General features: G+C 63.3%; 23 protein-coding genes, 1 tRNA gene and 1 pseudogene. 19 read left to right on the forward strand and 6 right to left on the reverse strand.

Annotated elements, in window-relative coordinates:
• Positions 1-57: 57 nt before the first annotated feature.
• The 8 genes from C442_RS12280 to C442_RS12315 all read left to right on the forward strand — a co-directional run bounded on the left by C442_RS12280 (position 58) and on the right by C442_RS12315 (position 7,195).
• Entirely contained in the window at positions 58-1,098 is a 1,041-nt protein-coding gene (locus C442_RS12280) for an ABC transporter permease (protein ID WP_008310894.1), read from the forward strand.
• Positions 1,098-2,555, forward strand: a complete 1,458-nt coding sequence (locus C442_RS12285) for an ABC transporter permease (protein WP_008310896.1) — start codon at positions 1,098-1,100, stop codon at positions 2,553-2,555. Before C442_RS12280 ends, C442_RS12285 begins: the two co-directional genes overlap by 1 nt.
• The gene (locus tag C442_RS12290; protein WP_008310898.1) at positions 2,552-3,772 is read left to right on the forward strand and encodes an ABC transporter ATP-binding protein; all 1,221 of its coding nucleotides are present in this window, start codon (positions 2,552-2,554) and stop codon (positions 3,770-3,772) included. The genes C442_RS12285 and C442_RS12290 overlap by 4 nt, the downstream gene beginning before the upstream one ends.
• Positions 3,765-5,102 carry an ABC transporter ATP-binding protein gene (locus C442_RS12295; protein ID WP_008310900.1) on the forward strand — a complete coding sequence of 446 codons (1,338 nt, stop codon included), beginning with the start codon at positions 3,765-3,767 and terminating at the stop codon, positions 5,100-5,102. The genes C442_RS12290 and C442_RS12295 overlap by 8 nt, the downstream gene beginning before the upstream one ends.
• On the forward strand, positions 5,095-5,502 hold the full coding sequence (locus C442_RS12300) for a DUF7555 family protein (protein ID WP_008310902.1): 408 nt from the start codon (positions 5,095-5,097) through the stop codon (positions 5,500-5,502). The genes C442_RS12295 and C442_RS12300 overlap by 8 nt, the downstream gene beginning before the upstream one ends.
• Before the next feature lie 37 nt (positions 5,503-5,539).
• Positions 5,540-6,064, forward strand: a complete 525-nt coding sequence (locus C442_RS12305) for a DUF7529 family protein (RefSeq protein WP_008310904.1) — start codon at positions 5,540-5,542, stop codon at positions 6,062-6,064.
• A 149-nt stretch (positions 6,065-6,213) separates the two neighbouring features.
• Positions 6,214-6,298, forward strand: a tRNA-Leu gene (locus C442_RS12310).
• 384 nt (positions 6,299-6,682) lie between these two features.
• Entirely contained in the window at positions 6,683-7,195 is a 513-nt protein-coding gene (locus C442_RS12315) for a DUF5813 family protein (protein ID WP_008310907.1), read from the forward strand.
• 39 nt (positions 7,196-7,234) lie between these two features.
• Here the strand turns inward: C442_RS12315 and C442_RS12320 are convergent, their stop codons facing one another.
• Together C442_RS12320 and C442_RS12325 are read right to left on the reverse strand one after the other, a co-directional pair.
• Positions 7,235-7,465 carry an Lrp/AsnC family transcriptional regulator gene (locus C442_RS12320; RefSeq protein ID WP_008310909.1) on the reverse strand — a complete coding sequence of 77 codons (231 nt, stop codon included), beginning with the start codon at positions 7,463-7,465 and terminating at the stop codon, positions 7,235-7,237.
• 2 nt (positions 7,466-7,467) lie between these two features.
• Complete coding sequence (locus C442_RS12325) at positions 7,468-8,154, reverse strand: potassium channel family protein (protein WP_008310911.1); 687 nt, start codon at positions 8,152-8,154, stop codon at positions 7,468-7,470.
• Between the two features lie 140 nt (positions 8,155-8,294).
• Between C442_RS12325 and C442_RS12330 the strand changes: the two genes are divergently transcribed.
• Positions 8,295-8,525, forward strand: a complete 231-nt coding sequence (locus tag C442_RS12330; RefSeq protein ID WP_008310913.1) for an Lrp/AsnC family transcriptional regulator — start codon at positions 8,295-8,297, stop codon at positions 8,523-8,525.
• Between the two features lie 52 nt (positions 8,526-8,577).
• Entirely contained in the window at positions 8,578-8,898 is a 321-nt protein-coding gene (locus tag C442_RS12335) for a hypothetical protein (protein ID WP_008310915.1), read from the forward strand.
• On the opposite strand, the gene tmk is transcribed toward C442_RS12335, so the two are convergent.
• Positions 8,895-9,482, reverse strand: coding sequence for a dTMP kinase (gene tmk / locus C442_RS12340; RefSeq protein ID WP_008310916.1), 588 nt, complete (start codon positions 9,480-9,482; stop codon positions 8,895-8,897). The two genes, C442_RS12335 and tmk, sit on opposite strands and share 4 nt — an antisense overlap.
• Before the next feature lie 139 nt (positions 9,483-9,621).
• Here tmk and C442_RS12345 point away from each other — a divergent pair, with 139 nt between their 5' ends.
• The 5 genes from C442_RS12345 (at position 9,622) to cofG (ending at position 14,357) form a co-directional block, all read left to right on the forward strand.
• Positions 9,622-10,521, forward strand: coding sequence for a complex I NDUFA9 subunit family protein (locus C442_RS12345; RefSeq protein WP_008310917.1), 900 nt, complete (start codon positions 9,622-9,624; stop codon positions 10,519-10,521).
• A 137-nt stretch (positions 10,522-10,658) separates the two neighbouring features.
• Positions 10,659-11,840: a tubulin/FtsZ family protein gene (locus C442_RS12350; protein WP_005536054.1), complete on the forward strand. Its 1,182-nt coding sequence runs from the start codon at positions 10,659-10,661 to the stop codon at positions 11,838-11,840.
• Positions 11,818-12,594 carry a hypothetical protein gene (locus C442_RS12355; protein ID WP_008310918.1) on the forward strand — a complete coding sequence of 259 codons (777 nt, stop codon included), beginning with the start codon at positions 11,818-11,820 and terminating at the stop codon, positions 12,592-12,594. Before C442_RS12350 ends, C442_RS12355 begins: the two co-directional genes overlap by 23 nt.
• Positions 12,594-13,217 carry a 2-phospho-L-lactate guanylyltransferase gene (gene cofC, locus C442_RS12360; RefSeq protein ID WP_008310919.1) on the forward strand — a complete coding sequence of 208 codons (624 nt, stop codon included), beginning with the start codon at positions 12,594-12,596 and terminating at the stop codon, positions 13,215-13,217. Before C442_RS12355 ends, cofC begins: the two co-directional genes overlap by 1 nt.
• A gap of 33 nt (positions 13,218-13,250) precedes the next feature.
• Complete coding sequence (cofG, locus tag C442_RS12365) at positions 13,251-14,357, forward strand: 7,8-didemethyl-8-hydroxy-5-deazariboflavin synthase subunit CofG (RefSeq protein WP_008310920.1); 1,107 nt, start codon at positions 13,251-13,253, stop codon at positions 14,355-14,357.
• Positions 14,358-14,559: 202 nt separating this feature from the next.
• On the opposite strand, the gene cofH is transcribed toward cofG, so the two are convergent.
• Both cofH and C442_RS12375 read right to left on the reverse strand, forming a co-directional pair.
• Complete coding sequence (gene cofH / locus C442_RS12370) at positions 14,560-15,912, reverse strand: 7,8-didemethyl-8-hydroxy-5-deazariboflavin synthase subunit CofH (protein WP_008310921.1); 1,353 nt, start codon at positions 15,910-15,912, stop codon at positions 14,560-14,562.
• Between the two features lie 114 nt (positions 15,913-16,026).
• Positions 16,027-17,043, reverse strand: a complete 1,017-nt coding sequence (locus C442_RS12375; RefSeq protein WP_008310923.1) for a sodium:calcium antiporter — start codon at positions 17,041-17,043, stop codon at positions 16,027-16,029.
• Positions 17,044-17,205: 162 nt separating this feature from the next.
• Between C442_RS12375 and C442_RS12380 the strand changes: the two genes are divergently transcribed.
• Positions 17,206-18,240, forward strand: a complete 1,035-nt coding sequence (locus tag C442_RS12380) for a phosphoribosylaminoimidazolesuccinocarboxamide synthase (protein ID WP_008310925.1) — start codon at positions 17,206-17,208, stop codon at positions 18,238-18,240.
• 15 nt (positions 18,241-18,255) lie between these two features.
• Here C442_RS12380 and C442_RS12385 read toward each other — a convergent pair whose 3' ends face one another.
• Positions 18,256-19,239, reverse strand: a complete 984-nt coding sequence (locus tag C442_RS12385; protein WP_008310926.1) for a formyltetrahydrofolate deformylase — start codon at positions 19,237-19,239, stop codon at positions 18,256-18,258.
• Positions 19,240-19,396: 157 nt separating this feature from the next.
• Here C442_RS12385 and C442_RS12390 point away from each other — a divergent pair, with 157 nt between their 5' ends.
• From C442_RS12390 to purQ, 3 genes and pseudogenes are all read left to right on the forward strand, one after another.
• Entirely contained in the window at positions 19,397-19,777 is a 381-nt protein-coding gene (locus tag C442_RS12390; RefSeq protein WP_008310929.1) for a GAF domain-containing protein, read from the forward strand.
• Between the two features lie 51 nt (positions 19,778-19,828).
• Positions 19,829-20,083, forward strand: coding sequence for a phosphoribosylformylglycinamidine synthase subunit PurS (gene purS, locus C442_RS12395; RefSeq protein WP_008310930.1), 255 nt, complete (start codon positions 19,829-19,831; stop codon positions 20,081-20,083).
• Between the two features lie 55 nt (positions 20,084-20,138).
• Positions 20,139-20,528: pseudogene (gene purQ / locus C442_RS12400) on the forward strand (phosphoribosylformylglycinamidine synthase I); the annotation flags it as partial.
• Between the last annotated feature and the right edge of the window lie 26 nt (positions 20,529-20,554).

Consider the following 20,554-nt stretch of genomic DNA (forward strand, 5'->3'; position numbering starts at 1 on the left):
GCAGCCCTCAAAGATTATGAACTCACAAACACCCGTACAACCGAGACAAGACAAGCCATGAGCCGCTTCACATACCTGTTCAAGCGCGTGGCTCTGTCAATCCCCGTTATCATTTTCGGGACGACAGTAACGTTTGCAATCATCCGGCTGGGGCCGCTCAGCCCCGCGGCGGCGATCCTCGGGCCGCAAGGCGATGCGCGCGCGATTCGACAGATCGAGAAGCGATTGGGATTGAACGACCCCCTCTGGGAGCAGTACTTCGATTTCATGAGTAATCTGTTCCTGTTTGATCTGGGCCAATCGTGGGTCATCAACTCCGGAACGCCGGCCATCGACCTCATCATCAGCTACGCACCACGGACGATCTGGCTCGGGTTCTGGGCGGTCCTGATCGCCCTCGGTATCGGAATCCCGCTCGGCTTCTACGCCGGCCTGAATCCCAATACGTTCTCTGACTACTTCGCTTCCTTCGGTGGGATTGTCTGGCGAGCGATGCCGAACTTCTGGCTTGCGGTGATTCTGGTTACGGTGCTTTCGCAGTCGGAACAGCTGTTCGGGTTCAGCTGGACCAGCTTCATCGTGGAGACCAACGTCGTGACCTCGCCGAACCTCGCGGTACTCAAGAACCCAACGAGATTGTTAACTGACCCGGGACAGGCATGGACTAACCTCGCGAAAGCGACAAAACAGATACTGCCGCCCGCACTGGTGCTCGGGTCCGCGTCGATGGGTACAGAGATGCGCATCGGCCGAACCGCCGTCCTTGAGACAATCAACTCGAAGTACGTCGAAACGGCCAAGGCCAAAGGCGTCTCACCGCGAGTGCTGGTGTGGAAGCACATCTTCCGGAACGCCCTGATCCCGCTCGTGCCGGTCATCACTGCGGAAGCGTTCATCCTGATCGGCGGGTCAGTGCTCGTCGAGACTGTCTTCTCTATCAACGGCATCGGCCTCCTGTTCTTCCGGGCGGCAGAACAGGGTGATCTGCCGCTTGTAGGCACACTGATGTACCTGTTCATCCTGCTTATTGTCGGCCTGAACATCGTACAGGACTTCGCGTACACGATTATCGACCCGCGTGTGGGGTACGACGGATGATGGAAACAGAACTCACCGACGACATCGATCAGCCGTTGAGAGACCGACTCAAAGCACACCCCAGACCGGCATTACTGTGGGCGGCAGGGCTCTGTGTCCTGTTACTGCTCGAAGGCCCGACGTACCTCGACGGGCTGCTCGGCGCGATAGGCGCCGGACTCGCGTTGCTCCCGGGAGCGCCCGGCGCCGAGGCGTTCGCCAGTGCGTCAGCCTTCTTCAGCGAACTGCCGCATCTGTTGAGCCGCGAACTGGTACCCAACCGAGGGTACTACGACGGGAGCGCCTGGCAGGGAACCTTCCTCGGCCTCGAGCCGAAGTACGCGTGGCTCATCCGCTTCCTGCTTGTGTATGCATACGTTGCAGCATTGCTGGGCTGGCTGTGGTACGGCTACGTGCTCTTCCGCCGACACTACCGCGCCGCTAACTGGACGCCGACTGACGACGTCATCGACCGACTCCGAAGCCACTACTGGGGACTGTTCGGACTCGCTGTCGTCGTCTTCTTCATTACGATGGCCGCGTTCGCGCCCGTTGTCGGCCCAACCACGGCCGAAGAGAATATCGAGGGACCGTACTCCCACGATATGAAGTACTACAACGAGGACACGGAGACGGTCGAAACGATTACCATCGGTGAAGCGAACCTCGGTTCCGCTTCCCGCGGTAGCGGGGACAGCAACGTCGGAATCTGGAGTTACGACGACTTCGGGCGGTTCCACCCTGTCGGAACGCTCGTCAGCGGCAAGGACCTGTTCACCTTCCTCGCGTTCGGCGCACGGGTGTCACTGTTCATCGGACTCGGGTCGATGGCGATTGCGGGCTTTATCGCAACGACGCTGGCATTAGTTACCGCCTACTACAAGGGGGTGACCGACCTCATCGTGGTGCTGACCAGTGACTCCGTCCAGGCAATGCCAGCATTGCTGCTGGTGATTCTTGCGACGGTGGTGTTCAGGAACCACTGGATAGCAGAGCTATACAGCGGGGCCATGCTGTTCATCCTCCTGTTCGCGTTGATACGCTGGCCGGGGCTGTGGCGAGCGGTCCGTGGCCCTGCGTTACAGGTCGGCGAACAGGAGTGGGTCGACGCGGCAAAGAGTTACGGCCAGCGACCCACTGTGATTATGCGGAAACATATGGCACCGTATATCCTCGGTTATCTCCTGGTTTACGCCTCCCTGACGCTCGGTGGCGTGATTATTTCCGTCTCTGCCCTGTCGTTCCTCGGACTCGGGATCACCGCCCCGACTCCCGAGTGGGGGCGGGCGATCAACATCGGACAGCAGTACATCGCCAGTCAGTCCTGGCACATCTCGCTCATCCCGGGCATCCTGATTACGCTGGTTGTCACCGGATTCAACGCATTCAGCGACGGGATTCGTGACGCTATCGACCCACAGAGTGAGGGTGCCGAAGGCGGTGCGACTGGCGCGGCCGCCGGAGGTGGTGGCGGATGAGCCACACCGACGACGGCGAACCGCTGCTGGCCGTTGACAACCTCCGAACCGTGTTCCACAGCGAGCGAGAGGAGATCCGCGCTGTCGACGGCGTTTCGTTCGACATCGAGCGCGGCGAGACGCTCGGTATCGTCGGCGAATCCGGCTCTGGCAAGAGTGTCACCGCACGCTCGATAATGGGACTGGTCGACAGTCCGGGCGAAATCCGCGAGGAGTCGTCTATCCGATTAGACGGGAGAGAGCTGACGACGCTTTCGGAAAAGCAGTATCGGTCAGTTCGTGGCGGGGACATCGCGATGGTGTTTCAGGACCCGCTGAGCTCGCTCAACCCGGTGTACACTGTCGGGAACCAGATCATCGAGGCGCTGGAGCTCCACCGTGGTATGGAAGGCACCGAAGCCAAGTCGGAAGCCATCGAACTGTTGCGTGCAGTCGGCATCCCCGACGCGGCACGGCGTGTGGACGAGTTCCCCCACGAGTTCTCCGGCGGGATGCGCCAGCGAGCCGTCATCGCGATGGCACTGGCCTGTGACCCCGACCTGCTCATCTGTGATGAGCCGACGACAGCGCTCGATGTCACCATTCAGGCCCAGATTCTGGACCTGCTACAGGAAATCCAGACGGAGCGTGACATCGGTATCATGTTCATTACGCACGACATGGGCGTCATCGCGGAGGTCGCCGACCGCGTCGCCGTGATGTACGCCGGGGAAGTCGTCGAGAAAGCACCCGTAGAGGAACTGTTCGCGAACCCACACCACCCATACACGCAGGGACTACTGCAGAGTATTCCCGGTCGGAACCCCAGTACGGATCGGCTGCCCACTATCGAAGGGGACGTGCCGACGCCACACGAATCGGCGTCGTACTGCCGGTTCGTCAGCCGGTGCCCGAAGGGCTTCGACGAGTGTGAGCGGGTCCATCCCGCCCATGTGGAGGTCGGCGAATCAGCAGACCACACCGCCGCCTGTCTCCTGTATCCCGAAGATATGCCTACCGACGACACTGTGACACACCACGAAGAGAACGCAGACCAGACGGGCGCCGAGGCAAGCGAAGCGCTGTCGGCGGACGACTGGCCGGCTGAGCGCCGAAAAGCCGGTGAGGATACCGGCCCGACCGGGTCCGAAGACAGCGATGCCAGGGCTGATGGTGGCCACAGCCACAGTGCCGGAGACACCGGCGGACAACTGGAGGGAGGTGACACAGATGAGTGAATCAATCGTCGATACTGTGTCACACCAGACCGGCGAGACGTTGCTCGATGTGCAGGACCTGAAGACGTACTACGAAGGCGGTGGACTGTTCGGTGGGGACCCGGTGAAAGCCGTCGACGGCGTGAACTTCGAGATCGCGCGCGGCGAGACGTTCGGGCTGGTCGGTGAATCCGGCTGTGGCAAGACGACTCTCGGTCGGACGCTCATCCAACTGGAGACCGCCACGTCCGGGACGGTCTCCTTCGATGGAACCGATATAACCGAACTCAGCGGCGGCGACCTCAAGCAGTGGCGCCGCAACGCCCAGATGGTGTTTCAGGACCCCGAATCGAGCCTCAACGACCGGATGACTGTCGGCGAGATCATCCGCGAGCCGCTGGACGTCCACGAACAGGGGACGGCCCGCGAGCGTCGGGAGAAGGTGCGGACACTGCTCGACGAGGTCGGGCTCATGCCGGAGCACTACTACCGGTATCCCCACCAGTTCTCCGGCGGGCAGCGACAGCGTATCGGCATCGCTCGGGCACTCGCGCTCGAACCGGAGTTCGTCGTCCTCGACGAACCCGTGTCGGCACTCGACGTGTCCGTCCAGGCCCAGATACTCAATCTGCTGGAGGAACTTCAGGAGGAGTTCGGTCTCACGTACCTCTTCATCGCGCACGACCTGAGCGTGGTCCGGCACATCTGTGACCGCGTCGGGGTGATGTATCTCGGGAACCTCATGGAGGTCGGGCCGACGGAACAGCTGTTCCAGAACCCGGAAAACCCCTACACGCGCGCACTGCTGTCCGCGATTCCGGAACCGGATCCGACGGCCCAGGCGGACCGGATTACCCTGCCTGGCTCACCGCCGAGTCCACGGGACCCGCCGGAGGGGTGCCCCTTCGCAACGCGGTGTCCCGTCCGGATTCGGCCCGAAGACATAGACGCTAGCGACGAAGTGTGGGACCGTATCCGGGAGTTCCGTGACGTCATTCGTGAGCGGTCCCGCGCGGAACAGTCGATCGGTGAGCGGCTCAAGGAACGGCTCGGGTTCGAGACTGCGTTGGCCGACGGCGATGAGATCGTCGACGAGGAGTTCAGCGACGTGGACCTCCCGCCGGACGTGCGAGAGCACGTCGAACAGGCTGTGACGTATCTCAGTGATGGAGACCCCGACGCTGCACGGGCCTACCTCAAGGAAGCGTTCGGCAGTCGGTGTGACACCGAAACGCCGCAGTACTACGATGTCGACGACAGACGGACGAGTTTCTGTCACCGGCACGCGACGGACCACGACGCTCCCGGCGAAGAACTGCGTCGCCGTGGCTACGACACGCACGATGGATAACCTGGCGGGGAAGGTACTCGATCTGCTGTGGTACGCCCTCGGCGTCACACTCACAGCAACGCTTATCGGTGGCGTGCTCTCGCCGCTCCGTGGCGGTGGCTGGGTGACGGTGAAGTTCGTGCTGTTTTTTATCGGCTTCGCGCTGTTCGGCTACGCATCGATCACCCTGTGGCGCGCGCCGTCCCTCGATTCCGACGAGTCTGATGAGTCCGGCGTGTCGTTCGGCGTGTCAGCGCGGGAGCGGACGCCGTTCGAGTCGGTGTTGGCCCGCGTCGTGCCGCCACTCGACATGCTCGCCCCGCCCGAAGACCGGCTCTCACCGCCGGTGAAGCTCTTCGTCGCGAGTCTGTTCGTCCTCGGGCTTTCACTGAGCATGGAGGTCGTCTTCGGCGTCCAGTGACACCACCATTTACCTCCCGCGGGCGTAACGACAGGATATGGTTAAGACAGGTGGCGAGGGGACAGACGACCTCGAACGGCTTGCCGCCGGTTCGGACGACCGCAAAGCATCGTGGAAACAGACGCTGGAAGAGACACAGGCGCTGGCTGACCAGCGGCGCGCTAACGGCCGCGAGGCCGTCGTCGTCCCGGCCGGGGACGCGGGCCTGCAGACAGTCGACGACGGTGACGGACTCGAACTCGTGTTCGTCATTCCGGGTAACAAGGCCGAGGAAGTGACGCGGCTGGTCGAATCGAACCCCCTCGAAGCGTACGACGTGTACCGGCGGACGGTCGGGCAGCAGGTGTTTCTGGCCGTCGAGTACTTCGATCCGGACGCCGCCTCGCTGTTCATCGCTGGCGCGTACAAACTCCAGGATGCCGGGAACGCGGTTACCGCCGCGAACGACGGTGCGACGTTCCAGACGTTGCTCAGGAAACTGGACGGGACGCCGGTCGCAACGTTCGACCACGCCGACCGGACGAAGTTCCTCCCGACCGACAGGCTCCCAGTCGAGGAGTAGGGCGGGTGTCTGAGGGGAAGTGACAGCTGAATCAGTGTGTCACGGTCGCTATCGAGTTCCGCCGACCTGACTGTGGTGGGACGCGATAGGACACCTCGCAGTCCGAGACCGAAAGGACCATTCACTAGCCCCCGCAGAGTTCAATCTGCGCGAGGGTAGCCGAGCTTGGCCAAAGGCGGTGGGCTTAAGACCCGCTCCCGTAGGGGTCCGTGGGTTCGAATCCCATCCCTCGCATTCTGTTGCGAACAATCCGTGAGCAACGAATGTCATCGTGGGATTCGAATCACGGAAATCCGAACGAAGTGAGGATTTGCATCGGGTTCGAATCCCATCCCTCGGATTCTGCGACGAGTGGACACGAGGAGCGATGCGAGTGGGGTGCAGATTGCCACCGGACGCTGTGCGCCTGCGATAGTCGCTACAGTAGTCCACAAGAGACAACTTTGGCCGCTGATCTGTGACACACTTGACAGCCTGACTTGGCACAGATGTGGCACAGCTGCGTCGGTCACAGATTCGGGTGTGACGCTCAGACGGTAGCGTCGAGTGGCTAGCAATTCGAACGGAGACGAACCGGACACGACGCGTTTTTGCACGTCTGTGGCCTATACCGGCGTAATGACTGATGTGCCAGACGACGTTGCCGAAGCGTTCGACCGACACGATGCGCTCGTCCCGGCCGGGGATAGCTACGCAGTCGAGACGACGAACTTCGACGGTCGTGTGACCGCGACTGCGGGCGAGGAGTGGCGGACGAACTACGAGGTGACGGTTAGAGCGCCGTCGCTACAGGCCGCGACAAGCGACGAGGTCGGTGACGCCGTCATCGACGGCTGGTTCGAGACACTGGAGCGGCGGCTCGAGGACGCGCCGAAAGCGACCCGGACATCTGTCGAACTGGACGATTACAGCGTCGTCGAGGACGACGAACAGGTCGTCGTCACGTTCGGGTACACGATGGGCGGCGAACGGCAAGCCGCAGACGTTGCCAAGACCTTCGTCGAGTACGTCGAAGGGACGTACGTCGAGGGCGTCATTCCCGGCTACGACTACGTTGGCGTCGTGGCTGACCTGCTCGATTCGGCGAGTACCGGCGGGAGCGAAGGCACCCGCGGCGGGACGCCGCTGTAGCTATACGGTTCAGAGCGCCGAAAACCGTGGCCGCGTCGTTTAGTCCATCGCGATGTAGGTCTGTGTCGTTTCGACGCCCTGGATTTCCTGGATATGTGTCGCTGCGACGTCCTTGACTTCGGCGGGCGTCTCCACGTTCACTTTTGCGATGAAGTCGACGTCACCGGCGACGATGTGGGCCTCGGCAACGCCGTCGACGGCTTCGATATCACTTTTCAGACGGTCCGCATCACCGGTGTGGGCTTTAACCATCACGTACGCAATAACCATGTTCAGGCACCTCCAAGCGCGGTCGCGGGCTCTGATTCACCGACAACGATACTACGGACGTCGGAGAGCGTCTCGAAGTCGGCCAGTATCACGACCCGGTCGCCGGCCTCCAGTGTTTCGTCCGGGTCGGGAATGGCGAGCGGGGCTTCGCCTTTCCCGTGCGCCATCAGTCGGGAATTCGACGGAAGCTCCAACTCCGACAGTGAGTACCCCTCCATCGGCGATTGCTTCTGGATGGTGAACTCCACGAGCTGGAGGTTCTGTGCGATGTCGGCGACTGCGCGGATGTTCCCGCCCAGCAGCGCGTTCTTCGCGGCGATAGCGCCCAGCCGTTCGGGGTAGATGACCTCGTCGACGTCGGAGGCGTAGCGTCGGTAGATCTCCTCGCGGTAGTCCTCGTCGATACGCATAACGGTTCGACAGCCGTGTTCCTTGGCGATCATACAGGCGACGAAGTTGTCGTTCAGGTCGCCGGTGAGCGCGCCGAGCGCGTCGGCAGCTTCGAGGTCGGCGCCACCGAGCGTCTCCTCGATAGCGCCGTCACCCGCGATCACCTCGAAGCCAGCCGTCCGCGCGCGCTCGACCGCGTTCTCATCGCGTTCGATGAGGACAACTTCGTGGCCACTCTCTTGCAGGACGCGAGCCGTCCGCAGTCCGACACGACCTGCACCCACGATAACGAATCGCATACACGCTTCTATGGGGCGGGGGTGAATAAAAGTACCCACCCGGTGGAACCACCGGACGCCTTGACCACGCTATCAAACAACAAAGCCGTTGTTGTCCCCTGACGGAAGCTTTTTCGTGCTATGATACGACACACCACAATATGGTTAGCGCGTTCATTATGATCAAGACCGCTGCCGGCAAATCAGAAGAACTTCTTGCGGCAGTTCGCGACGCCGAGGGCATCACCGAAGCACACATCGTCGCTGGGCAGTACGATATCATCGCCGAAGCGACGGGCACGGAGGTGTACGATATCATGCAGTCGGTCGCAGGTCACGTCCGTGATCTCAACGGTGTCGCTGACACGCGCACGTACATCTGTTTAGAGTGAGCGAGCCACGTTGTTCCGACACGGCAAAGGGACTTGCCGCCCTACGTCGAACATGGTCAGTGTCGCCGGTATTATCGGCCTGCTCGTCATCGTGCTGGTCAACAGTGCTGTGACGGCGCTCATGACGCGCTTTTTCCGCGTCCGTTTGCACACGCGGTGGGGAAGTATCGTCTACTCGCTGCTCCTCTGTCCGGTGGTCATGGTCGTCATCCTCCTCGTATTGAGCGGTGTGTTCAGACTCGGCGCGGATCTCGGGAGTCAGACGGCTGTCATCCTCATGACAGTCGTCATTCCGCTCGCTATCGGAATCACGTTCGATTACTTCTGGATGCCTGCCCCCGACGAGGTCGAACTGCCGGCGTCGATGGACTAATCGAGAATCGCCGCTCGAACGCGTTCGTACACGGTGTCCGGGTCGGCGGTCGCGTCAACGCGTACGAACCGCTCCGGGTCGGCGTCGATGAGTCGCTCGTAGTTGTCACGAACCGTCGAAAGATAGTCAGCAGTTTCGAACTTGTTCGTCGCGCCGCTTCGCCGTGCGGCGGTTTCGGGATCGAGGTCGAGATACACGGTCCGGTCCGGCGGACGGGTCCAGGGGGCGTGGACCTCCCGGACGTACGACAGTGGGTCGTCGAACGTCTCACTAGCTTCGAGTGTCGCACCCTGATAGGCGTACCGCGAGTCGCTGTAGCGGTCGGAGACGACGAGTCGATCCTCGCCGAGCGCAGGTCGGACCGTGTTCGAGAGGTGCGCGGCGTGGTCGGCAGTGTAGAGGAACAGTTCGGCCAGCGAGTCCGCGTCGTCGTCGTCGATGGAGCGCTGGACGGCGTCCCCGTACCAGGAGTCGGTCGGTTCGCGCGTGAACACGGTGTCATCGGGGACCGTGTCGTCGCTTCGGAGCCGTTCCCACACGGTCGTCTTGCCGCTCCCGTCCAATCCTTCGAGCGTGACGAGCATACCTCACAATCCGTGTGGGGGGACGTAAGCGCCCCGACCGGACAGTGCATCCGTAGGCTGACACAAGTGGCCGGACTGCGGGCCGGTTAGCCGAACAAACACGCCCACCTTTACGGTTCTACCGACCGTACTGGAGTCTATGAATGTACTTGTCGTCGGCGGGACTGGATTCATCGGGCAACACCTGTGCCGTGAACTCGACGACCAGGGACACACGGTCACTGCGCTGTCCCGGTCACCGGAGGATGCGACGCTTCCCAGCGGTGTCGAAACTGTTGCCGGGGATGTCACGGAGTACGACAGCATCGAGAGCGCGTTCGAGGGCCAGGACACGGTGTATTTCCTGGTCGCACTGTCGCCCCTGTTCAAGCCGGACGGCGGCGACGAGATGCACGAACGCATCCATCTCGGCGGGACCGAAAACAGCGTGGAAGCCGCCGAAGAGCACGACGTCGACCGGTTCGTCCAGTTGAGTGCGCTGGGTGCGGACCCCAATGGCGACACGCATTACATCCGGTCGAAGGGTCGGGCCGAGCAGGTCGTTACGGAGTCCTCGCTGGACTGGACCATCTTCCGGCCGTCGGTCGTCTTCGGTGAGGGCGGGGAGTTCGTCTCCTTCACGAAGCGCCTCAAGGGGATGTTCGCGCCGGGCGTCCCGCTGTATCCGCTCCCCGGCGGCGGTAGACAGACGAAGTTCCAGCCCATCTGGGTCGGTGACCTCGTGCCGATGCTCGTCGACAGTATCGAATCCGAAGAACACGTCGGCGAGACCTACGAGATCGGTGGGCCGGAAGTGCTGACGCTCAGAGACGTGACCAATCAGGTGTACGATGCCGAGGGATCGTCGGTAAGCATCGTCCCGCTCCCGATGCCGCTGGCGAAGGTCGGTCTCTCTGTGCTGGGGAGCGTCGGGTTCCCGATGGGTGCCGACCAGTACCGCTCACTCAAATTCGATAACACTCCGACAACGAACGAAATCGACGCGTTCGGAGCCAGTAGTGGCTCTTTAACGACACTCAGCGGATACCTCCACGGATAAGCGTCGACAGTAGCCACCTCCTAAAGAGAGTTGTGTTAGCTAGTATTGATTTTCAATCCTGGCTTTCAGGGCTGAGATCCGGGCAAAACACTTATACTCGCTATCGCTCTTTGACCCTTTAAGCGGAGAACTATATAATGAAACTGGCGATGATCGGCTTCGGGCAGGCCGGTGGCAAAATTGTGGACAAATTCCTCGAGTACGACAAGGAGACCGGCTCGGGAATCGTCCGCTCGGCTGTTGCGGTCAATACAGCGAAAGCAGACCTGCTTGGGCTAGAACACATTCCGGAAGAGAATCGAGTGCTCATCGGCCAGGCCCGCGTTAAGGGCCACGGCGTGGGCGCAGACAACGAACTCGGCGCGGAAATCGCCGAAGAGGACATCGACGAGGTTCAGGGCGCGATCGACAACATCCCTGTCCACGAAGTCGACGCCTTCCTCATCGTCGCCGGGCTCGGCGGCGGGACGGGGTCGGGCGGGTCGCCGGTCGTCGCGAAACACCTCAAACGCATCTACACCGAACCGGTGTACGGCCTGGGCGTCCTGCCGGGCAGCGACGAGGGTGGCATCTACACCCTCAACGCCGCTCGGTCGTTCCAGACGTTCGTGCGCGAGGTGGACAATCTGATGGTGTTCGACAACGACGCCTGGCGACAGACCGGCGAGTCCGTCGAGGGCGGCTACGATCACATCAACGAGGAGATCGTCCGACGCTTCGGCGTGCTGTTCGGGGCCGGCGAGATCGAGGCCGGCGACAACGTCGCCGAAAGCGTCGTCGACTCCTCCGAGATCATCAACACGCTCGACGGCGGCGGCGTGTCCACCGTCGGCTACGCCTCCGAAGACGTCGAGGTATCCTCCGGCGGCGGCGGCCTGCTCTCGCGGTTCAAGGGCGACGACTCGTCTGACGACGGGATGGACACGGCGAACACGACGAACCGTATCACGTCGCTCGTCAGGAAAGCCGCGCTCGGCAGGCTGACGCTCCCCTGTGAGATCGAAGGTGCGGAGCGTGCTCTGCTCGTGATGGCAGGGCCGCCAGAGCACCTGAATCGGAAGGGAATAGAGCGCGGCCGGAAGTGGCTCGAGGAGCAGACCGGTTCGATGGAGGTCCGCGGTGGCGACTATCCGACCAACGCCCCGAAAGTGGCCGCGTCCATTCTGCTGGCCGGCGTCCACAACGTTCCACGAATCAAGGAACTCCAGCAGGTCGCCATCGAGGCACAGGACAACATCGATGATATCCGTAACCAAAGCGAAGATAACTTAGAGGACTTAGTCGAAGACGACGAAGATGAACTTGATCCGCTGTTCTAACAAGACCGCCGCACTCCTCTGTGTTGTCGCGCTGCTCGCGACCGCCGGCACAGCGAGTGCGTTCTCTGTCTCTGCCGAGGGAGTCCCGAGCGAGACGGCCGTCGAGGAAGAGGTGTCGGTGACGTACACGATTGACGACCCGTTCACCGACGCACCGAACGAGTGGACGCTCGCCGGCTCGACCGAACTCCAGGACGTTAGCTGGACGGTCACTGTGTTGCGTGCGGGTAGCCAGGTGAGCCAAGAAACCTACGGCGACCAGTCCTTCGAGCAGGACCTGGAGATCGACAATAACGGAGACCAGGTTCGCATCGAACTCGTCGGCACGACGCCGGCCATCTCGAACTACACGTACGACCCGGCACAGAACTATCGGGTTGCCTCGCTCAGTCGGATCAGCGGGAGCAACGAGGACGAGTTCCGCAACGACACCGCCCACCACTACACTGAAGAGAGCCAAGCGGCCAGACAGGCAATCGACGACGCGCAGGCCGCAATCGACGAAGCCGGTGGGAACGAAGACGCCGAGGATCTAGTCAGTAGCGCTATCTCCTCCTACGAGAACGGGAACTTCCAGAACGCCCAGGACCTCGCCGAGGAGGCCGAAAGTCAGGCACAGCAGGCCCAGCAGAGCGCTCAGACCCAGCGAACGCTCCTGCTGGTCGGCGGCGGACTCGTCGTCCTCCTGTTGCTGGTCGGTGGCGGCTACTACGCGTACACTCAGATGAGTGAGGACGAGTACTCCAAGCTGTAATGCGTCTCGTCGTCCCCGTCTCGGGGTCTGACCCCAAAACGCGACTTGCGTCCGTTCTTTCTCCCGACGAGCGCCGTGATTTTACCGAAGCGATGCTTGCAGACGTCGTCGACGCAGTGACAGCGGCGGGCCACGAACCCGAAGTCATCTCGACAGCGCCGCTCGGCTGTGCCGCACCGCTCACTGTCGACGACCGCGGGCTCGACCCGCTCGTCAACGACCTGCTCGCGTCGACAGTGACTGACGGCGATGGCGCACTTGCCGTCGTGATGGCGGATTTGCCGCTCGTAACGCCGAAAAGCATCGAGCGACTGCTCGCCCCCGACGCCGACGTCGTGCTGGCCCCGGGTCTGGGCGGCGGGACGAACGCCTTCGTCAGTCGCCACCCCGGGTTCAGGGTCGACTACCACGGCGCGTCGATCCGTGACCACCGGCGGATTGCCCGGGACGAGGGAGCCGCCGTGACCGAAGTCGACTCCCGGCGGCTCGCGACCGACATCGACGAACCGGGCGACCTCGCTGAAGTGCTGCTACACAGCGACGGCGCGGCCGCGGACTGGCTCACTGACGCCGGTTTCAGTCTGTCGCTCACAGACGGTCGTGTCACCGCGAGCCGCGAGTGAAGGTTTTTGTTCGTGGGGTGCACACCCCGGGACGTGATACCCGGCACGGACGCGTACGACATCGACATCGAGATCTCGGACGCCGACATCGAGCGCCTGCTGTCGGTGATGCCCGGGGACGTCGAGGCCGCGTCGGCGCTGTCCTATTGCCGGAACGTGTTCCTGCCGCTGACGACCGCGTGCCGATACACCTGTACCTACTGCACGTACTACGACCCGCCGGGGCAAGCAGAGCTGATGGACCGCGAGGAGATCCGCGAGACCTGCCGCCGCGGGGCCGACGCCGGCTGCACTGAGGCGCTGTTCACCTTCGGCGACGATCCGGACGACCGCTACACCGCCGTCCACGACCAGCTCGCCGAGTGGGGCCACGACTCTATTCACGAATACCTCCGGGAGGCCTGCGAGATCGCGCTGGAAGAGGGGTTGCTCCCGCACGCGAATCCGGGCGACCAGACGCGCGAGCAGATGGCCCACGTCGCCGACCTGAACGCCTCGATGGGCGTCATGCTTGAGACGACCACGGCGGTCCAGGCCCACGGCGGCCCGCGGGCGAAAAACCCCGGCCAGCGGCTCAACACCCTCCGCGTGGCCGGCGAACTCGGCGTTCCGTTCACGACCGGCATCCTCGTTGGTATCGGAGAGGACTGGCACCACCGCGCCGAGAGCCTGCTCGCCATCCGCGAGATGCACGAGCGCTACGACCACATCCAGGAGGTCATCGTCCAGCCCGTCGTCGAGAACGAGCGCTGGCAGGGCGGCTCTCCCGACCTGGCGACGATGCGCCGGGTAACGGCGATGGCTCGCGCAGCGCTTCCCGAGGAGGTGTCGGTACAGGTTCCGCCGAACCTCGCGCCCGCCCGGGACCTGACCGACTGCGGTATCGACGACCTGGGCGGCGTCTCCCCAGTGACTGTGGACCACATCAACCCCGAGTACGAGTGGCCCGCGCTGCAGGAACTGACGGCCGTCGCCGAGGCCGCCGAGGTGCCACTGAGCGAGCGGTTGCCGGTCTACGACCGCTTCGTCGACGACGGCTGGCTCTCGGAGCCCATCGAGGCGGCTATCGAGGCTGAGGACGACGACGGCGAACGGTTCCGGTCGATACTGGACCGCGGCGTGAATCCGGCGAGCGTGTGATCCCGCCCACTGGCCTCTGCGCATGAACAGCCGTCACGGTCAGAGCGGATACTGGACATCACTCGCCTAGTCGACTAGGCCGTAGCTACACATATACTGGCATACCAATACATATCATGCCTGGACGTGCCTCTGACAGCAGTGCCAGGCAGAATACTCTACCACGTCGACCACGGCCAGTGCCCAGCCGTGGTCCACTACTTCAGTCGAGCAACGGCGTTCCGTCAGCCTGTGGCCCGAGTTGCGGGCCGAGCACGTCGGCGTCGGGGTCGATGGCGCGGCGCTGTTCGTAGTCCGTCGACCGCTCGACAGGCGTCCGCCCGATAGCGGTAATCATGTCGGCGTACTCCTGGAACGACCGGAACTCGCCGTAGTCGCCGCCGGCGCGTTTGGTAATTTCCTCGGAGAGGATGGTCCCCATGAAGTCGTCCGCGCCGCAGGTGAGCATCTTCAGTCCTTGCGTGTCGCCGTATTTGACCCACGAGGACTGGATGTGGTCGACGTTGTCGAGGAAGAGCCGCGAGACGGCGATCAGCAGTTCGTCCTCGTCGACAGTCGCACCCGATTCGACCATGCCACGCTCGTACAGCGGCGTCTCTTCGTGGACGAACGAGAGCGGGACGAACTCAGTGATCGCCCCGGTCCGGTCCTGCAGGTCGCGGATGCGCTGCAGATGCAGCGCGCGGTGGCGCTCGTTCTCGACGTGGCCGTACATCATCGTCGAGGTCATGTCGAGGCCGACCGACGCGGCCGCCTCCATCGCTTCGAGCCACTCGTCGGTCCCGATCTTGCCCGGACAGATGACGTCCCGGACCTCGTCAACGAGAATCTCGGCGGCGGTACCGGGCACGCTGTCGAGGCCAGCGTCTTGGAGGCGACCGTACACCTCCTCGTAGGACCAGTCGGTGCCGCGGCGGGCGTGATAGGCTTCCTCCGGCGTCATCGAGTGGAGGTGGACGTCGCCGACGTTCATCGCCCGAATCTGTTCACAGTAGGTGGCCGGGTCTTTCTCGTACTCGTCGGGGGAGCGGTAGTTCAGGTCCCCGCGGTCGCTCGTCTCCAGTATCTCCCGGTGCTCGTCGTCCAGCGCGAGCGCGGGATGGAGCCCCGATACCGAACAGACCTCGTAGATGCCGCGGTCGAGGGCGTCCCGCACGATTTCGCGGGATTCACTCGGCGTCTTCGTGAAGCCGCCGTGGTCCTCCTGGTAGTCGCTGCGGAACTGCTCGGAGCGGTCCTTGAAGTTACAGAACAGACAGCCGGTGTTACAGGCCGTCGTGACGTTGTTGTTGAGGTTCGCGACGAAGGTGACCTCGTCGCCGACGACCTCCGCCCGGCGTCGGTCAGCCGCTTCGAGTACCTGCTCTTTCCGGTAGTGGTCGATGCCGTCCCGGTCGGTGCCCGTCGTGAGGAGTTCGACTGCGTCGTCGACTGTCAGTCGCGTCCCGTTTCTCGCCTTGGCGAGCGCGTTCTCGAACGACTGGGCAGTCGTCGGACGGTGCTCGAACTCGACGGAGCCGTCCGGCGTACCGACGGTCTCTGGGACGTCCGGCATTGCTGGACAGGAGGGAAAGAACGGTCAAAAACGTATGGGTACGCACATGGTCCACAAGGTCGACAGGTCCCCGTGTTTCGGGACGCAAGCGGCTGCAGTTCCGGGAGCGATAGGTCAGGTCGGTAATACGCCGTCGACCCAGCCCGCGGTCTCGACGACGATCCAGGCGACGAAGGCCGCGTAGGCAACGAGTAGCACATACGATTCGGGTTCGCTCAACACGAGGTCGGTCCGGAGGGCGGTGAACAGGAGAATCGTCGCCCCGGTCAGGACACCGAACATCGGCACGGCCATCGCGAAGTCGACGGTCCACGCGCCGGCGATGAAGACGCCGAGCGGGATGGCGACGAGCAGGTCGAACGTGTTCGAGCCGAGGACGTTCGCGAGCGACGTGACCCCGCGGTCGTCGCGGGCCGCTCTGACACTGACGAGCGTGTCGGGGAGACTCGTCGCCGCCGCCAGAATCGTCACGCCGAGCAGAAACTCCTGGACGCCGGCGGCCCGGCCGATGACTTTGACGGAGTGGACCAGGCTCTCCACCGCCACGAGAATGACCGCGAGGCCGAGCAAGAGAAAGAGCCACTGCCGCCCGACAGAGATACCGGCGGTCCAGTCTTCCCCCGGGTCGTGGTCGGCCGTGTCCTGGTACTGGATGAAGACGTACAGTCCGTAGAGCGCGAGCGGAATCGCCGCCAGCGGCCGCGTGATGACGCCCGTAAGCGTCGCCTCGCCGGGGTAGTAGATGACCGCGAGCGCCATCGTGATGAGCAGGACTGAGACGGCGAGCATGTAGAACTGCGCCTCCTTGTAGACGAGCGTCCGACTCGATTCGAGTTCGTCGTCCGTGGCGATGCCCGCGACTGCGGGGATGATGAGAATATTGAAAATCGCCGAGCCGACGATTGCGCCCACACCGAGAGACATCGACCCGTCCAGCGCCGAGAGCACGACCGCTGCGACCTCCGGGAAGCTCGACCCGACGGCGACGATGATCGCGCCCTGAACGACTTCCGGGAGACCGTAGTACGTCGCGAGCCGTTCGCTCGAGGATTCGAGCCAGTCGCTCCCTTTCCAGATCGCTGCCGTCGCGGCGACGATGATCGCGACTTCGACCAACAGACTGGAAGCCATCAGACGGTCAGTCGACAGCCCGACGGAAAACGTTGCCTTCCGAGCGCGAGTGATGCTGTCGGCTGTAACTATTTTAAGATATTCGCGGTGGCGAAATGCTCTACAGACTTACAGCCGACAGTATGAGAAACGTCTTTGTCCCCGGCCCGAAAGGCGGGCACAATGACGAGCGTCAAGGAATTCCGCGTGGACGAACCGGCGACGGCCGAGGACCTCGGCCGCGGCGCGTTCGTGTTCACGGACGACTACTCCGTGTTCGACTGGGGCAAGATGCCGGACCAGATCCCCGACAAGGGCGCGTCGCTGTGTACGATGGGCGCGTACAACTTCCAACTGCTGGAGGAGAACCACGTCCCGACACACTACGAGGGCGTCAGGCTCCCCGACAGCGACGAGGTGCTGGACCTCGGCGAGGCGCTGTCGGCCGACGCCGCCCCCGAGGAGATGGTCATCGAACTCACACAGGTCCCGGACCTCTCCTTCGAGGACGGGCGCTACGACTACGACGCCTACCACGGGGCGGCCGACGAGAACTACCTCATCCCCCTGGAGATCGTCTTCCGGAACCGCGTCGGCGTCGGGTCGTCGCTACGGTCCCGGACCGAGCCCGCCGACCACGGCCTCGACTACGACACCTGGCCCGAGGAGGTCGTGGACCTCGACGAACCGATCGTGGAGTTCTCGACGAAATACGAGGAGCAGGACCGGTATCTCGACCGCGAGGCGGCCGACCGGATCGCCGGGACGGCCAGCATCGACCGCCTGGAAGAACTGGCCCGCGCGGTCAACCACATCGTCACCCAGCAGGCTGCCGAGGCCGATCTGGTCCACGAGGACGGGAAAATCGAATGCCTGTACTACGACGGGGAGATCCGCGTGGCCGACGTGGTCGGCACGTTCGACGAGAACCGCTTCTCCTACGAAGGGCAGCAGGTCTCGAAGGAGGTCATCCGCCAGTACCACAAGCGCACCCAGTCCGAGTGGGTCGAGGCCGTCAGCGAGGCCAAACAGCAGGCCGACGCGGAGGGCGTCGCCGACTGGAAATCCCTCTGTGACGAATCGCCGCAGTCGCTCGACGAGAGCGTGATTCAGGTCGCGCGAGACCTCTACTGCGCCGGCACGAACGCCTACGTCGGTGGCGACGTGTTCGACGCGCCGTCACTCGACGAAGCCGTTAGCGCCGCTAGCGAACTCTGAATCGGGAGAAGAACTTCAGTCGTCAGCCTCGATCTCACCGTCGTCCTCGGCGACGAACTCGCCGAGGCCGTCGATGGGGCGGTCGGGGTTCAGTTGGTCGAGTTTCTCCGGTGCGCCGAGCTGGGCGGAGGTCTCCTCGGGGTCCCGAAGCTTCGTCCGGCCGCGGTGGACGTTCACCTCGTCGTTGAGGTGGAGTTTGATGGCCTCGATGAGCGCCTCGGCTTCCAGCGGCTGGCCGATCTGCTGGAGTTCCTCTTCGGTGGCGTCGTCGGGGACGTTGAACGCGCGCTGGGTGATGATCGGTCCCTGATCGAGGTCCGTCGTCACGTAGTGAGCGGTGACGCCGGCGATGCGGACGCCCTCCTCGATGGCCTGCATGTACGCCGACGCGCCGGGGAAGGCGGGCAGCAGGCTCGGGTGGACGTTGATGATGCGGCTCTCGTAGCGGAAGACGACGTCCGGCGAGAGGATGCGCATATACCGGGCCAGCGCGATGAGGTCGGCGTCATACTGCGCGAGCAAGTCGAGCAGTTGTTGCTCGTCTGGCGTCCCCTTCTCGTCGCCGATGTCGTGGAACGGGACGTCGTACTTGGCCGCCAGCGGTTCGAGGTCGTCGTGGTTGCCGATGACCACTTCGATGTCGGCCCCGAGGTCGCCGTTGGCCCAGGCCTCGAAGAGGGCCTCAAGGCAGTGCGACTCCTTCGTGACGAGGACGGCGATGGTCTGTGTCTCGCGGTCAGACGGGAACCGGACCTGCACGTCGACGCCGAGTTCGTCGCCGAGTTCGGTGAGGTCCTCGCGGAGTTTCTCCTCCGTCGTCACCATCTCGGACGTGTCGACGCGCATGGTCATCCGGAAGACGCCCTCCCGGACAGCCTGGTCGAGGTCCTCGATGTTGATACTGCGCTCGAACAGGAGCGAGGTCACTTCGGCGATGAGACCCGTGTCGTCCTCACCGACGACCGTGATCTCAGTCAGACCGCGCGTCACGATACCCACCTCCGGACAGCGTCGTGATTCATTTGACCCAGAGTCGGCAGTCCCTCGGCAAAAGCCTTCGTTTTCCACCTAGCGTGGATACCGACGCTCTGTGTATCCGTCCGTGTATGTACGGCCGTGACGAGTGATTCGCCGACCGTTCTCTGTGCTCACCCGGATGCCGACGAGCGCGCGGAAACGGCGGACGCGCTCCCGCGAGGACTCCATCTGCACCCACACGATTCTCTCGGGCGAGGCGATGGTCGCCGAGGCCACCCACGAGGACCCTCGCTTCGCCGAAGTTGACGCACTGAAACGGCTCGACAGCAGGTCTTACGCCGGCGTGCGAATCACGGACAAGGAGGGGCGGGCTATCGGCGCAGTGTACTGTACCGACGGCGAGCCGCGGCGCTACACGCGGACCGATCTCGACGTACGCCAGCGGCTACACGCGAGTCCCCACCGGTATCTGCACGCTGACGCGGGCGACCTCGACATCCGGGTCAAAGGGCTGACCGACCAGCCGTCCGACTGGACGCCGGTCAGCGCCGGGACGTGACCTGCCGGGAGAACACAAGCGTTTTCTCCGCTGCCCGCTCGCTTGCCAGTAATGACTGCCTTTACCGCGACTGTCACCGTTCGACTCAAGCGGGGCGTCCTCGACCCCGAAGCCGAGACGACACAGCGCTCTCTGGAGCGCCTCGGCTTCGACCTGAACGACCTCCGTTCGGCGGACGTGTTCGAGCTGGACCTCGACGCCGACAGCGCCGAGGACGCGGCCGAACGCGCCGAAGAGATGGCCGAGCGGCTCCTGGCGAACCCCACCATCCACGACTACGACATCGAGGTGACCGAGACAGAATGACCATCGCCTCGAAGCTGACGGCGATGCCCTATTCTAACACGCGGAGGTGGCTCGCGTGACCATCGCCGTCATCCAGTTCGGCGGCTCGAACTGCGACCGCGACTCCGTGCAGGCCTTGACATCGCTCGATTTCGACGCGGAACTCGTCTGGCACGAGGACGGCCTCCCCGAAGATGTCGACGGGGTCGTTCTCCCCGGCGGCTTCTCCTACGGCGATTACCTCCGTGCCGGCGCGATGGCCGCCCGCTCGCCCATCATGGCCGAAGTCCGCGAGGCCGCGAGCGAAGGAACGCCGGTGCTTGGCATCTGTAACGGCGCACAGATCGGCTGTGAGTCGTCGCTGACCCCCGGCGCGTTCACGACAAACGAGAGCGCCCGGTTCCAGTGTGAACACGTCCACCTGCGCGTCGAGAACGCCGACACGCCCTGGACCAGCCAGTACGAGGCTGTCTCTTATACACATCTCTGAGC

Source organism: Haloarcula amylolytica JCM 13557, assembly GCF_000336615.1.
Taxonomy (GTDB): Archaea; Halobacteriota; Halobacteria; order Halobacteriales; family Haloarculaceae; genus Haloarcula; species Haloarcula amylolytica.

Coding starts and splice junctions, on each gene's coding strand:
- C442_RS12280 (WP_008310894.1), top strand. CDS start 58: ATGAGCCGCTTCACATACCTGTTCAAGCGCGTGGCTCTGTCAATCCCC.
- cofC (WP_008310919.1), top strand. CDS start 12,594: ATGCGTCTCGTCGTCCCCGTCTCGGGGTCTGACCCCAAAACGCGACTT.
- C442_RS12325 (WP_008310911.1), bottom strand. CDS start 8,154: ATGCGATTCGTTATCGTGGGTGCAGGTCGTGTCGGACTGCGGACGGCT.
- C442_RS12305 (WP_008310904.1), top strand. CDS start 5,540: ATGGTTAAGACAGGTGGCGAGGGGACAGACGACCTCGAACGGCTTGCC.
- C442_RS12390 (WP_008310929.1), top strand. CDS start 19,397: ATGCCGACGAGCGCGCGGAAACGGCGGACGCGCTCCCGCGAGGACTCC.
- C442_RS12285 (WP_008310896.1), top strand. CDS start 1,098: ATGGAAACAGAACTCACCGACGACATCGATCAGCCGTTGAGAGACCGA.
- C442_RS12320 (WP_008310909.1), bottom strand. CDS start 7,465: ATGGTTATTGCGTACGTGATGGTTAAAGCCCACACCGGTGATGCGGAC.
- C442_RS12355 (WP_008310918.1), top strand. CDS start 11,818: ATGAACTTGATCCGCTGTTCTAACAAGACCGCCGCACTCCTCTGTGTT.
- C442_RS12315 (WP_008310907.1), top strand. CDS start 6,683: ATGACTGATGTGCCAGACGACGTTGCCGAAGCGTTCGACCGACACGAT.
- C442_RS12300 (WP_008310902.1), top strand. CDS start 5,095: ATGGATAACCTGGCGGGGAAGGTACTCGATCTGCTGTGGTACGCCCTC.
- C442_RS12375 (WP_008310923.1), bottom strand. CDS start 17,043: ATGGCTTCCAGTCTGTTGGTCGAAGTCGCGATCATCGTCGCCGCGACG.
- C442_RS12295 (WP_008310900.1), top strand. CDS start 3,765: ATGAGTGAATCAATCGTCGATACTGTGTCACACCAGACCGGCGAGACG.
- purS (WP_008310930.1), top strand. CDS start 19,829: ATGACTGCCTTTACCGCGACTGTCACCGTTCGACTCAAGCGGGGCGTC.
- C442_RS12330 (WP_008310913.1), top strand. CDS start 8,295: ATGGTTAGCGCGTTCATTATGATCAAGACCGCTGCCGGCAAATCAGAA.
- C442_RS12350 (WP_005536054.1), top strand. CDS start 10,659: ATGAAACTGGCGATGATCGGCTTCGGGCAGGCCGGTGGCAAAATTGTG.
- C442_RS12380 (WP_008310925.1), top strand. CDS start 17,206: ATGACGAGCGTCAAGGAATTCCGCGTGGACGAACCGGCGACGGCCGAG.
- C442_RS12335 (WP_008310915.1), top strand. CDS start 8,578: ATGGTCAGTGTCGCCGGTATTATCGGCCTGCTCGTCATCGTGCTGGTC.
- tmk (WP_008310916.1), bottom strand. CDS start 9,482: ATGCTCGTCACGCTCGAAGGATTGGACGGGAGCGGCAAGACGACCGTG.
- cofH (WP_008310921.1), bottom strand. CDS start 15,912: ATGCCGGACGTCCCAGAGACCGTCGGTACGCCGGACGGCTCCGTCGAG.
- C442_RS12290 (WP_008310898.1), top strand. CDS start 2,552: ATGAGCCACACCGACGACGGCGAACCGCTGCTGGCCGTTGACAACCTC.
- C442_RS12345 (WP_008310917.1), top strand. CDS start 9,622: ATGAATGTACTTGTCGTCGGCGGGACTGGATTCATCGGGCAACACCTG.